Below are 12,135 nucleotides of genomic sequence, written 5' to 3'. Positions count from 1 at the left end.
AGTGATTGGCACTCAGCAGCTTCACTATTCACAACCAACTAAACGTTAATCATTATGAATATGGAATTTGATGAAATCCGCCCTTATCATGACGAGGAACTCCCTCAGATTTACGAGGAATTGATTGCCGATCCGGCTTTCCAGCAGGTGGCGTCTGCTGTCTTTCCAGAAGTTCCTTTTGAGGCGCTTGCGCAGAAAATGCGTGCTTGCAAGACAAAATTAGAGTTTCAGAAAGCATTCTGTTACGTTATTCTGAGAAAGTTTTCCCGAGATACGACTCAGGGAGTGACTTTAGACCATACAGCACAGCCGGAGCATGAATCTGCTTACACTTACATCTCTAACCATCGCGACATCATTCTTGATTCTGGTTTCCTGTCAGTAGAATTGATAGACAAAGGCATGGACACAGTAGAAATCGCCATCGGTGATAATCTACTGATCTATCCTTGGATTAAGAAGTTCGTACGTGTCAACAAATCCTTCATAGTACAACGCACCCTGACCATGCGCCAGATGTTGGAATCCTCTGGACGTATGTCACGCTATATGCATCACACCATTAAGGATAAGAATCAATCCATCTGGATTGCCCAGCGTGAAGGACGCGCCAAAGACTCCAATGACCGCACCCAGGAAAGTGTGCTCAAAATGCTTGCCATGGGCGGAGAAGGCGATATTATTGATCGTCTGACTGAAATGAATATTGTCCCATTGGCCATTTCATATGAATACGATCCCTGTGATTACCTGAAAGCACAGGAATTTCAGTTGAAACGGGATATACCGGATTACAAAAAGACGCAAGCTGATGACTTAAAGAATATGCAAACCGGACTGTTCGGTGCAAAGGGACATGTACACTTCCAGGTGGCTCCCTGCATCAATGGAGAACTGGCTAAATTAGATCGTTCTCTTCCCAAACCGGAGTTATTCTCAGAAATTGCTGCACTCATAGACCGGAATATTCATACGAATTATCGTTTGTATCCCGGTAATTACATAGCCCATGATTCTTTATCGGGTACTGGCACCTTCGCTGGTCAGTACACAGCCGAAGAGAAGAAGCATTTCATGGACTACATCGACCAACAACTTGCCCGCATCGAACTGCCCAATAAGGATATGCCGTTCTTGCATGAAAAGATATTGCTGATGTATGCCAATCCGTTGACGAATTATTTGGCTACCCAAACTGATAATCCAAAATAGAATAAACAATGAAAGATAAGTTACAATTTCCGGTTTCTTTATCCTGGCTTTTGCCTATGCTGTTATGTGTACTGGTTTCCTGTAGCGATGATGACGACTACTATTATCCATCTGTGAAACTGGACTTCCTGACTGCCCAAGCAGGTGCCGACGGTAGTTTGCAGTCCATATTGACAGATGAAGGTGAGGCGCTTGCAGTAGTGGAAGATGCATCAAACACACGTATAGATGCCAATTCTTCCCTCCGCATTGTCAGCAACTATGGCAAGGCAGCAACTGCCAATGGAGAGTCCGGAGCAAAATTGTATGCGGTACTAAAAGCAATATCTCCTGTTCCACAACCCGAGGATAAATTTGAAGATGGAATAAAACGTGATCCGGTAAATGTATTAAGCATCTGGATGGGCATTGATTACCTGAATTTAATGTTGGAAATCAAATCACAAAATAAAAGCCATGCATTCCACTTTATAGAAGATGAAATCATCACGGACATAGAAGCAGGAACCCGGATCGTACGCCTATCCCTCTATCATGATGATGGCGGAGATGTACAGGCTTATACCAAACGTGCTTATGCATCCGTCCCATTACGGCAGTATGCAGAGGATGGAATTAATAAAATAACGGTTTATCTCAGCATCAACACGTATTCTGGCAAAGAAGCGACTTACGAATTTGAATATAATCCTCAATAAGATGAAAATGAATTCTTTTATTGCAGGCATTTGCCTGTTTTTCTCATCACTTTTCTCCTGTCAGCAGAAAGGAGACTTTAAGTCCGTCTCTGTGGAAGATTTCTCCACACTGATTGCCAATCCTGAAATGCAACGTCTGGATGTACGTACCTTAGCCGAATATTCGGAATCTCACATTCCAAAGAGCATCAACATTAATGTGCTTGATAAGACTTTTGCCGAAATTGCAGATTCAACCCTGCAAAAAGATAGACCTGTTGCCTTATATTGCCGTAGTGGCAAACGCAGTAAGAAAGCTGCTGCCATCCTCAGCGAGAAAGGTTATGTGGTTTATGACCTTGATAAAGGTTTCGAAGAATGGAAGAAGGCAGGAAAAGAAATAGAAGAAAATATAGAGTAAGAAACCAATTGGTTCAAATAGAAAAGCCGCAAAGCACTTTATCAGTCCTTTGCGGCTTTCTTATTCTTTATTACAAAGAGTTCGCTTATGCTTTTACTCCGTTGTATTCGTCAGAAACAGTCAGTTTCTTGCGGCCTTTAGCACGACGTGCAGCTAATACTCTGCGACCGTTAGCGGAAGCCATTCTCTCACGGAAACCGTGTTTGTTTTTTCTCTTTCTGTTAGAGGGTTGAAATGTTCTTTTCATTACTGTATATTGTTTTATGTTATTATTTCACGTAATCGGGCTGCAAAAATAGGGACTTTTTTCAAAATAACCAAGAGTTAAGTCTTTTTCTCTCAAAACTTTTTGCGATTTTTACTGATTTCCATTACTTTTGCACCCGCAAAGCTCACTGAAGACAATTATATAACATCTAAAATAAAAAATATTAGTATGATTAATGCCCAAGACATTAAAATCGGAACTTGCATCCGTATGGACAACAAGTTGTATTTCTGTATTGACTTCCTGCATGTAAAGCCGGGAAAAGGTAACACTTTCATGCGTGTTAAACTGAAAGACGTAGTAAATGGCTATGTGCTGGAACGTCGTTTTAATATCGGTGAAAAACTGGAAGATGTACGCGTAGAGCGTCGTCCTTATCAGTTCTTATATAAAGAAGGTGAAGATTATATCTTCATGAACCAGGAAACTTTTGACCAACATCCTATTGCTCACGACCTGATCAACGGTGTTGACTTCCTGCTGGAAGGAAGTGTACTGGACGTAGTATCGGACGCTTCCACTGAAACTGTTCTTTATGCTGATATGCCCATAAAAGTTCAGATGAAGATTACTTATACAGAACCAGGTGTAAAAGGTGACACTGCAACAAACACATTGAAACCTGCCACTGTAGAGTCTGGTGCGACTGTACGCGTTCCGTTGTTTATCAACGAAGGCGAAATGATTGAAATCGATACTCGCGACGGTTCTTATGTAAGCCGTGTGAAGGCATAAGCCGTTTCCCGAGTACATTGTACGATTATACAAGCTGCCTGTCAGAAGAATTAAACACTTCTGGCAGGCAGCTTTTTTCTATAGGGGAGCAAAAGAATATACGATTGGGAAGATTATCGGAAAAGAATGGTTTATCTTTGTAAGCAATAAGCAATAGAATTGCACCATGAGTAAACTGATAAAGACAGACAACGAATATAAAGAGTGGATAGGCGAACTGAAACAGCGTATTCGCCAGAGCCAGATTAAGGCAGCGGTAAAAGTAAATACGGAGTTATTACGATTATACTGGAGTATAGGAAGGGATATAGTCCGGTTGAAAGCGGAAGCAAAATGGGGAACTAACATAATGTCCCAAATTAGTTTAGACCTCAAAGAGGAATTCTCTAACTTAGGAGGATTTTCTGAAACGAACCTACGCTACATAAAAAGGTTCTATTTATTTTATGGACAGAATCAGCCCCAAGTTGGGGCTAAAATAAAGTCAAAAAAGCAAGAAGTAATTCAGCCCCAAGTTGAGGCAGAAATTCTTGAAGCTATATTTAGTATTCCTTGGGGACATCAAAAGCATATTATTACCAAGGCTAAATCTACTAATGAAGCCCTGTTTTATGTCCAAAAAACCATCAAACAGGGTTGGAGTCGTAATATCCTAATCAACTATATGAGTGCTAATCTTTTTGAAACTGAAGGAAAGGCAATCAGTAATTTCAAGAACACATTACCTGCCCTCCAAAGCGATTTAGCACAACAAACATTGAAAGACCCTTATAATTTCGACTTCCTCACCCTGCGTGATGGCTATCTTGAACGGGAGTTGGAAGATGCCCTAACTGACAATATCACCAAATTTCTCATTGAATTAGGAAATGTTTTTGCCTATGTAGGACGGCAAGTCCGCCTTGAAATCGGTGGTGATGAATTCTTTATTGATCTGCTATTTTATCATCTCAAACTACGCAGTTATGTAGTGATAGAATTAAAAACGGGAGACTTCCAGCCCGAATATATCGGTAAGTTAGGTTTCTATGTCTCTGCCATCAATAATGAGATGAAACTGCCACAAGACAATCCAACAATAGGATTGCTAATTTGCAAAAGCAAGAACAACATAGTGGCACGATATACGCTGGATACAGCCAACCTGCCCATCGGTATATCAGAATATGACTTAAATCACCTCTTTCCCAAAGATTTCAAGAGTACCCTACCCAGTATTGAAGAAATAGAAAACGAACTAAAAGATTAACACCTATGAGATACTCCGTCATCGTTCCTGTATATAATCGTCCCGATGAAGTGGACGAACTCTTGCAAAGTCTGACTGAACAAAGTTTCAAAGACTTTGAAGTCGTGATTGTGGAAGACGGTTCCTCCATCCCCTGCAAGGAAGTAGTGGACAGGTACCAGAAGCAACTGGACATACACTATTATAACAAACCCAATTCCGGTCCCGGACAAACCCGCAACTACGGTGCCGAACGGAGTACCGGAGAGTATCTGATCATTTTAGATTCTGACTGTATCCTGCCCAAAGGCTATCTTGCCGCCATCGAGAAAGAACTGCAGATTAACCCTGCCGATGCCTTCGGCGGACCGGACCGGGCACATGAGTCTTTTACGGATATACAAAAAGCTATCAACTACTCCATGACTTCCTTCTTCACTACCGGAGGCATCCGGGGAGGAAAAAAGAAAATGGATAAATTCTATCCACGCAGCTTCAATATGGGTGTCAAGCGAGATGTATATGCCGCATTGGGGGGATTCTCTAAAATGCGTTTCGGAGAAGATATAGACTTCAGTATCCGCATATTCAAAGGCGGTTATCGCTGCCGGCTGTTTCCTGACGCATGGGTGTATCATAAACGCCGCACAGACTTAAAGAAGTTCTTCAAACAAGTGCACAATTCAGGGATTGCACGGATCAATCTGTATAAGAAATATCCGGAGTCTTTGAAAGTTGTTCATCTCTTGCCCGCCGCATTCACATTGGGAGTAGCTATACTATTACTTGGTAGTCCTTTCTGCCTTTACAGCCTGACGCCCATCGTTTTATATGCGCTACTGGTATGTGCGGATTCTTCTATCCAGAACCGAAGCCTGCGCATCGGCATCTATTCCATTGCCGCCTCCTTTATCCAACTTATCGGATATGGCACAGGATTCTGGAGAGCCTGGTGGAACCGCTGTATACTCGGCAAAGATGAATTCGAAGCTTTCAAAAAGAACTTTTATAAGTGATTAGCAATTCACAATTAACATGAAAAAACTAACTATCAACCAATGGGCCGAAGAAGACCGCCCGCGGGAAAAGATGATGCTGAAAGGTGCAGAAGCCTTAAGCGATGCCGAATTGCTTGCCATCCTTATCGGTTCGGGAAACACAGAAGAAAGCGCAGTATCACTTATGCAACGAGTACTTTCCACCTGCAGTAACGACCTGAACCAATTGGGTAAATGGGAAGTACAGGACTTCTCCCGCTTCAAAGGCTTCGGTCCTGCCAAAAGTATCACCATCATGGCAGCACTGGAACTGGGCAAACGTCGCAAACTACAAGAGCGTCCGGAACGCACCACCATCCGCTCTTCCAAAGACATCTACGAAATCTTCCATCCGCTTCTCTGCGACCTGGCACACGAAGAGTTCTGGGTTCTGCTCCTCAACCAAGCCTCCCGCGTCATCGACAAATCCCGCATCAGCCGAGGTGGTATTGACCAGACCACTGCTGATGTACGCAGTATCTTGCGTGAAGCTTTAATGCAGCGTGCCACACAAATAGCCCTGATACACAACCATCCTTCGGGCAGCTCCCGCCCAAGCACAGACGACCAACGTCTGACGCAACTTGTCCAGAAAGGAGCTCAAACCATGAACATCCGCCTCATCGACCATGTTATTGTAACAGACGGAGTATATTATAGTTTTAACGATGAAGGAATGATTTGAGAGAAAGGATTAAAAGAAGTCGCCCGCATCTCCCTTAGCACCATTGCAAAAGATAGCATCTTTTGCTACAAAAGGTGGCATCTTTCACATCAAAAGATGGCATGTTTTGCTGCTAAAGATGGCATCTTTTACATCAGAACAATAAAGGATGCAAATGAAAGGGAGTAATGTTTGATGGGAGAGGCTTTAATAATCTGTTTGCTGAGTATCTATAACAGGCTTTTTCAAAACCCGTTCCTTTGTAGTTTCAATTTATTTCTTTAGCTTTGCTTTAAGAAGATAGTCTGTGCTCAGCATAATGCAAATAAATTTGCTTCTGTTTTCGGTTTCAACTATCTTTGCCTAACTAAAATAATACGAATATGACCAAGTTTGAAATAGAAGAAAAAATAGTGGAGATGCTTAAGACCGTATTCGATCCGGAAATTCCGGTAAACGTGTACGACCTGGGACTTATCTACAAAATAGATGTCTCCGACAACGGAGAAGTTAACATTGACATGACCCTGACAGCTCCCAACTGCCCGGCAGCCGACTTTATTATGGAAGACGTGCGCCAGAAAGTGGAATCAGTGGACGGTGTCACTGCTGCCACCATCAATCTGGTATTCGAACCGGAATGGGACAAGGATATGATGAGTGAAGAAGCCAAGTTGGAATTGGGTTTCTTATAAGTAACGCAAGTAGTAAGCAGTTAGTAACAAGCTGAATAGCACGGTTATGAAGAACGTATATTTCCTTTCGGATGCACACCTCGGCTCACGTGCCATCGAACACGGGCGCACACAAGAACGACGCCTCGTCAACTTCCTCGACAGTATCAAGTACAAAGCATCTGCTGTGTATTTGCTGGGCGATATGTTCGACTTTTGGTATGAATTCAAGACCGTTGTGCCGAAAGGCTATACCCGTTTCCTGGGCAAACTGTCCGAACTGACGGATATAGGAGTGGAAGTGCACTTCTTCACAGGAAACCATGACATTTGGTGCGGAGACTATCTGACTAAAGAGTGCGGTGTCATCATGCATCGCGAACCGCTTACAACGGAAATATACGGTAAGGAGTTCTACCTTGCCCACGGTGATGGTTTGGGTGATCCTGACAAGAAATTCAAGTTCCTGCGTTCCATGTTTCACAACGAGTTTCTACAAGTTCTTTTTTCTGCCATACATCCCCGTTGGAGTATGGAATTGGGACTGAACTGGGCCAAGCAGAGCCGCTTGAAACGTATTGACGGCAAAGAGCCTGACTATATGGGTGAAGACAAAGAATTCCTGATACTCTACACCAAAGAGTATCTGAAAAGCCATCCGAATATTAATTACTTTATCTACGGACACCGCCACATCGAACTGGATTTGATGCTGAGCGCTACCGCCCGTATCACCATACTGGGAGACTGGATCAATTATTTCTCTTATGCCGTTTTCGATGGTGAGAACCTTTTCCTTGAGAACTTTATCGAAGGAGAAACCAAACTATGAATTTAATCTGCTACCGGCACTGTAAACAGATGCTTCGTCTATTTAATCTTCTGTAAATATCCCCGAGAAAAAGGAAATAAACGAAACCTTTTCATTTTAATCTTGTAATATATCCATAAACCATTAAAAATATATAGTTATGGATGATTTGATTTATAGGAATAATGCGATTGCCGAAGAGAATATCGACCCGCATGGTCGTCCGGCAAAGGATGAATTTGAGGAATTCAGTGAAGAGGTTTCTGAGCGTACAGATCTTGGGTACAAGGATCAGAAAGTAAAGTCTGCAAAAGAGCGAAAGAAACGTCTCGAAGAAATAGACGAAATAGTCAAGGAAGAAATACAGTAGTTACAAATTACGAGCTACAAGCTACAAGTGGGCTACGCAATCATGCCGCATGGTACTTGTAGCTTGTAGCTCATAACTCGTAGCTCGTAACTTACTTATATCCCGCAACCTTTGCTATACGCTTCGGGATTTCCGTATTATCATATTTGCCAGCAAATTCCTTAGAACCTGCACCCACCGCATATACAGGTACATATCCTGCTGTATGGCTGCCGCTTGTCCAACCTACCATAGCAATCTGGCTCATTACTTTTCTTGCAGAAGCAGCCAACGGTTCAGTCTTTGAGTAAAGAGTTTCTTCGAACACGACCTTGTTCTTTACAAACGACTGTTCAAACTCATCACGCAATATCTTTTCCTGTTCCCAAGTCAAAGGCAACTCTTTCCAAAAGCCCATCTTTTCTGTTAACAGTGCTTTGGCATCTTCCCAAGTTACATCATGTCCTTTTGCCTTACGCAAATCAGTGATAGCAACAGAAAGTAAATCCTGAGATTGTTTTTGATTCTTCAAGGCTTTCAGATGCAATTCATACTTGCCTGTACCCAATCCTAAACCACCAGTTTCATGATCCGCCGTTACTACAATCAAAGTTTCTTTGGGATGCTTCTTATAAAACTCATACGCAACTTTGATAGCATTGTCCATATCTATCACTTCTTCAAAAGTAGTAGCAGGGTCATTTGAATGGCAAGACCAGTCTATCTTTCCACCTTCTACCATCAGGAAGAAACCTTTATTCTTACCCTTAGTCAAAAAAGAAATAGCGCTTTCAGTTATCTCTGCAAGAGTCAAGTCTCCATCTTTGCGGTCAATAGAATAAGGCAGGCAAGAAGGGTTGGCATCATCTTTCTGAATCAGCACCATCTTATCAGCCTGAGCAGCTTTAGCTTTAAAATCGTCTACACCTTTTGCAATCGTATAACCGGCTTCCTCAATGATGGGGAAAATGCTTGGAGCTTCTTTCTTGTCAGCCGTAGTAGTTGGCTTCAAGAAACCACCACCTGCATAGAAATCAAAGTTAGCCTTCGGCAAGTCAAGAGCAATCTCGTAATACATATTACGATTAGGCTGATGCGCATAGAAAGCAGCAGGGGTAGCATGATCCACACTGACACTGGTAGTTACACCAACTTTCTTCCCGGCTTTCTTAGCTTTCTCGGCAACAGTCTGAATCACATTCTTCTGGTCATCCATACCGATAGCACCGTTATACGTCTTCACTCCGGTAGCCAGAGCTGTTCCGGCAGCAGAAGAGTCCGTTACAGAGTTGGTTGCAGAGAAAGTAGTAGCAACACCCACAGCCGGGAACTGAGTAAACAACAACGGTTTCACACCAATGCGTCCTTCCTGTTCGGCCAGATACATTTCCGTACCGTTCACCTGGTTCACTCCCATTCCATCACCGATGAAATAAAATACATACTTTGCCTGTTGGGCATACGTCACACCTGCCAACAGGACAAAGAACAATAAATACATGAATCTTTTCATAAATTGGTATATTTAAAGTAGTTTGAATAAATGTCGCTTTCTCTTAAGAGACAAGCAAAGATAAGGATTTTAAGCCAGTGCTTGGAGCAGATACTGTTAAAAAATAAAGCCGGAAGGCAATCTGCATTGCTTCCGGCTTCATTGTTACATCGCGATTGCGAGATTATTAACTTTTCAAGGATTATTTCTTATTTAAGATAGCCATAGTATCCGAGGCAATCATCAGTTCTTCGTCAGTCGGGATAACTACAACTTTCACTTTAGAGTCGTCAGCAGAAATCACCGCTTCTTCTCCACGAACCTTATTCTTTTCCAGATCCAGTTTCACACCCATGTATTCCAGACCTTCGCATGCACCTGAACGACAAGAAGCCTGATTTTCGCCTACACCACCTGTAAACACTATAATGTCCACGCCACCCAAAGCAGCAGCATAAGCACCGATATACTTCTTAATACGGTAAAAATACATATTTTCAGTCAGGTCGGCCATTTTATTGTTACCGGCAGCAACAGCAGCTTCCAACTCGCGCATATCACTGGATACTCCAAAGATACCTTTTACACCACTCTTCTTGTTCAACAGGTCAGATACACCGGCAGCAGTCAGGTTCTCCTTTTCCATAATGAAAGTTACGGCACCAGCATCAATGTCACCGCTACGTGTACCCATCATCAAGCCTTCCAACGGAGTCAAGCCCATACTGGTATCAATACTCTTACCATCTTTTACAGCAGTGATAGAACCACCATTGCCAATATGACAAGTAATAATCTTCTTTCCTTCAGGGTTTACACCCAGAAATTCACACACACGTTGTGAAACGTAACGGTGAGAAGTTCCGTGGAAACCATAACGACGTACGCCATACTTCTTATACAATTCGTAAGGAATAGCATACAAATAAGCATAGTCAGGCATAGTCTGGTGGAATGCTGTATCGAATACACCAATTTGCGGTACGTTGGGCAATATAGCAGAGATAGCGTTTACACCTTTCAGGTTAGCAGGATTGTGAAGCGGAGCCAAATCGTTGCAAGCGGTAAAAGCATCCAGTACTTCCTGCGTCAGTAATACAGATTCACTGAATTTCTCCCCCCCATGCACCATACGGTGACCTACTGCGTTAATTTCATTCAAAGACTTGATAGCACCATATTCAGGACTGGTCAATGTATCCAGAATAAATTCTACCCCTACGGTATGTTCGGGAATATCTTTTTCCAGAACTTTCTTTTCACCGTTAGGCAAAGTAAATTTCAGGAAAGAACCTTGCAGGCCAATTTTTTCGATACCACCCTGTGCGATCACTTCTTTATGATCCATATCAAACAATTTATATTTGATGGACGAACTACCGCAGTTTAATACTAAGACTTTCATTTTATATATTCAGATTTAATAATTATTTTATTCTTTGGCTCCAATAGCCTGGTTGGCAGTGATGGCAATCATGCGATAAATATCTTCGATGGAGCAACCGCGTGACAAGTCGTTCACCGGACGGGCAATACCTTGCAAAATCGGCCCTACTGCATCTGCATGACCTAAACGTTGTACCAATTTATAAGAAATATTACCTACTTCGAGGCTCGGCACAATCAGCACATTTGCGTTTCCTGCAATCGGAGAGCCCGGAGCTTTGCTGGCACCTACTTCAGGAACCAATGCAGCATCAGCCTGCAACTCACCGTCTAGAGCCAAGTCAGGAGCCATTTCATGAGCAATTTTCACAGCTTCAATTACTTTATCCACAACCTCATGTTTAGCAGAACCTTTAGTTGAAAAGCTCAACATCGCTACTTTAGGTTCCATACCTACCACTGACTTAGCAGTGCGAGCGGTACAAACCGCAATCTGCGCCAGTTGTTCCGCATCCGGAACCGGTGTAACAGCTACATCACCCATCACCAAAATACCGTTCTTTCCATATTCGGGAGCGTGCGTCAGCAACAACATTGCACCAGATACACAAGTGATGCCCGGAGTTGTCTTAATGATTTGCAATGCCGGACGCAATACATCGCCCGTCGTATTGCGTGCACCTGCCAATTGACCGTCAGCATCACCATTCTTAATAATCAGACAGCCCAAATAAAGTGGGTTAAGTACCAACTTACGAGCCTCTTCGATAGTCATACCTTTTTTCTTGCGAAGTTCACACAACAATTGTGCATACTCTTCTTTCTTCGGATGATTCTCCGGATCAATAATAGTAGCCTTACTGATGTTTCCAAGTCCCCATTCTGTTGCACAAGCGTTAATTTCGTCCGGATTACCCAGAAGAATCAAGTCAGCAACTCCATCTGTCAAAATTTGATTGGCAGCTTTCAAAGTACGTTCTTCCGTTCCTTCAGGAAGAACAATACGTTGGCGGTCGGCTTTCGCGCGCTCAACGATTTCATTAATTAATCTCTGCATATATATAAATTGTGTATAAAAATTCGGTAGATGTGTTATTCACGCCGCAAAAATACACAATTTTGCAATATCAACATTGCAATTCGGGGCATTTTTGTGGCCCAAAGCGTAATTATTATAATAT

At 42.6% G+C, this 12,135-nt stretch carries 14 protein-coding genes; 10 read left to right on the top strand and 4 right to left on the bottom strand.

Annotated features, from left to right (window positions below; genetic code table 11):
- Positions 1-54 precede the first annotated feature (54 nt).
- Genes DW182_RS09675 through DW182_RS09665 form a run of 3 tightly spaced genes read left to right on the top strand, consistent with a single transcriptional unit; the run spans position 55 to position 2,310 of the window.
- The gene (locus DW182_RS09675) at positions 55-1,212 is read left to right on the top strand and encodes an acyltransferase (protein ID WP_118295357.1); all 1,158 of its coding nucleotides are present in this window, start codon (positions 55-57) and stop codon (positions 1,210-1,212) included.
- 8 nt (positions 1,213-1,220) lie between these two features.
- A complete protein-coding gene (locus tag DW182_RS09670) occupies positions 1,221-1,910 on the top strand; it encodes a NigD-like C-terminal domain-containing protein (protein WP_044532888.1) in 690 nt (229 codons plus the stop codon).
- A gap of 1 nt (position 1,911) precedes the next feature.
- On the top strand, positions 1,912-2,310 hold the full coding sequence (locus DW182_RS09665; RefSeq protein WP_370449801.1) for a rhodanese-like domain-containing protein: 399 nt from the start codon (positions 1,912-1,914) through the stop codon (positions 2,308-2,310).
- A gap of 85 nt (positions 2,311-2,395) precedes the next feature.
- Here DW182_RS09665 and rpmH read toward each other — a convergent pair whose 3' ends face one another.
- A complete protein-coding gene (gene rpmH, locus DW182_RS09660) occupies positions 2,396-2,557 on the bottom strand; it encodes a 50S ribosomal protein L34 (protein WP_002558970.1) in 162 nt (53 codons plus the stop codon).
- A 189-nt stretch (positions 2,558-2,746) separates the two neighbouring features.
- Between rpmH and efp the strand changes: the two genes are divergently transcribed.
- From efp to DW182_RS09625, 7 genes are all read left to right on the top strand, one after another.
- On the top strand, positions 2,747-3,313 hold the full coding sequence (gene efp, locus DW182_RS09655) for an elongation factor P (RefSeq protein WP_044532889.1): 567 nt from the start codon (positions 2,747-2,749) through the stop codon (positions 3,311-3,313).
- Between the two features lie 166 nt (positions 3,314-3,479).
- Positions 3,480-4,562 carry a YhcG family protein gene (locus tag DW182_RS09650; protein ID WP_118295356.1) on the top strand — a complete coding sequence of 361 codons (1,083 nt, stop codon included), beginning with the start codon at positions 3,480-3,482 and terminating at the stop codon, positions 4,560-4,562.
- Positions 4,563-4,567: 5 nt separating this feature from the next.
- Positions 4,568-5,557 (top strand): glycosyltransferase family 2 protein, encoded by a 990-nt coding sequence (locus DW182_RS09645; protein ID WP_044532891.1) that lies wholly within the window; start codon positions 4,568-4,570, stop codon positions 5,555-5,557.
- A 19-nt stretch (positions 5,558-5,576) separates the two neighbouring features.
- Complete coding sequence (radC, locus tag DW182_RS09640; RefSeq protein ID WP_118295355.1) at positions 5,577-6,263, top strand: DNA repair protein RadC; 687 nt, start codon at positions 5,577-5,579, stop codon at positions 6,261-6,263.
- 362 nt (positions 6,264-6,625) lie between these two features.
- A complete protein-coding gene (locus DW182_RS09635) occupies positions 6,626-6,937 on the top strand; it encodes a metal-sulfur cluster assembly factor (RefSeq protein WP_044533816.1) in 312 nt (103 codons plus the stop codon).
- A 46-nt stretch (positions 6,938-6,983) separates the two neighbouring features.
- The gene (locus DW182_RS09630; protein ID WP_044533817.1) at positions 6,984-7,748 is read left to right on the top strand and encodes a UDP-2,3-diacylglucosamine diphosphatase; all 765 of its coding nucleotides are present in this window, start codon (positions 6,984-6,986) and stop codon (positions 7,746-7,748) included.
- Between the two features lie 139 nt (positions 7,749-7,887).
- Entirely contained in the window at positions 7,888-8,097 is a 210-nt protein-coding gene (locus DW182_RS09625; RefSeq protein WP_118295354.1) for a hypothetical protein, read from the top strand.
- A gap of 91 nt (positions 8,098-8,188) precedes the next feature.
- On the opposite strand, the gene DW182_RS09620 is transcribed toward DW182_RS09625, so the two are convergent.
- The 3 genes from DW182_RS09620 to pta form a co-directional block, all read right to left on the bottom strand.
- Positions 8,189-9,589 carry an alkaline phosphatase gene (locus DW182_RS09620; protein WP_007660552.1) on the bottom strand — a complete coding sequence of 467 codons (1,401 nt, stop codon included), beginning with the start codon at positions 9,587-9,589 and terminating at the stop codon, positions 8,189-8,191.
- Positions 9,590-9,770: 181 nt separating this feature from the next.
- The gene (locus tag DW182_RS09615; protein ID WP_044533819.1) at positions 9,771-10,973 is read right to left on the bottom strand and encodes an acetate kinase; all 1,203 of its coding nucleotides are present in this window, start codon (positions 10,971-10,973) and stop codon (positions 9,771-9,773) included.
- Positions 10,974-11,000: 27 nt separating this feature from the next.
- The gene (gene pta / locus DW182_RS09610) at positions 11,001-12,011 is read right to left on the bottom strand and encodes a phosphate acetyltransferase (RefSeq protein WP_115503054.1); all 1,011 of its coding nucleotides are present in this window, start codon (positions 12,009-12,011) and stop codon (positions 11,001-11,003) included.
- Between the last annotated feature and the right edge of the window lie 124 nt (positions 12,012-12,135).

It is taken from the genome of Bacteroides sp. AM16-24, from assembly GCF_003471885.1.
Lineage (GTDB): Bacteria > Bacteroidota > Bacteroidia > Bacteroidales > Bacteroidaceae > Bacteroides.
Note: the sequence above shows the minus strand (reverse complement) of the source record. Positions and strands in the feature narration are given on the sequence as shown.

Excerpts from the sequence above, each read along its gene's own strand:
- DW182_RS09630 (WP_044533817.1), top strand. The coding sequence starts at position 6,984 with ATGAAGAACGTATATTTCCTTTCGGATGCACACCTCGGCTCACGTGCC.
- DW182_RS09650 (WP_118295356.1), top strand. The coding sequence starts at position 3,480 with ATGAGTAAACTGATAAAGACAGACAACGAATATAAAGAGTGGATAGGC.
- efp (WP_044532889.1), top strand. The coding sequence starts at position 2,747 with ATGATTAATGCCCAAGACATTAAAATCGGAACTTGCATCCGTATGGAC.
- DW182_RS09625 (WP_118295354.1), top strand. The coding sequence starts at position 7,888 with ATGGATGATTTGATTTATAGGAATAATGCGATTGCCGAAGAGAATATC.
- rpmH (WP_002558970.1), bottom strand. The coding sequence starts at position 2,557 with ATGAAAAGAACATTTCAACCCTCTAACAGAAAGAGAAAAAACAAACAC.
- radC (WP_118295355.1), top strand. The coding sequence starts at position 5,577 with ATGAAAAAACTAACTATCAACCAATGGGCCGAAGAAGACCGCCCGCGG.
- DW182_RS09675 (WP_118295357.1), top strand. The coding sequence starts at position 55 with ATGAATATGGAATTTGATGAAATCCGCCCTTATCATGACGAGGAACTC.
- DW182_RS09665 (WP_370449801.1), top strand. The coding sequence starts at position 1,912 with ATGAAAATGAATTCTTTTATTGCAGGCATTTGCCTGTTTTTCTCATCA.
- DW182_RS09670 (WP_044532888.1), top strand. The coding sequence starts at position 1,221 with ATGAAAGATAAGTTACAATTTCCGGTTTCTTTATCCTGGCTTTTGCCT.
- DW182_RS09635 (WP_044533816.1), top strand. The coding sequence starts at position 6,626 with ATGACCAAGTTTGAAATAGAAGAAAAAATAGTGGAGATGCTTAAGACC.
- DW182_RS09645 (WP_044532891.1), top strand. The coding sequence starts at position 4,568 with ATGAGATACTCCGTCATCGTTCCTGTATATAATCGTCCCGATGAAGTG.
- DW182_RS09620 (WP_007660552.1), bottom strand. The coding sequence starts at position 9,589 with ATGAAAAGATTCATGTATTTATTGTTCTTTGTCCTGTTGGCAGGTGTG.
- pta (WP_115503054.1), bottom strand. The coding sequence starts at position 12,011 with ATGCAGAGATTAATTAATGAAATCGTTGAGCGCGCGAAAGCCGACCGC.
- DW182_RS09615 (WP_044533819.1), bottom strand. The coding sequence starts at position 10,973 with ATGAAAGTCTTAGTATTAAACTGCGGTAGTTCGTCCATCAAATATAAA.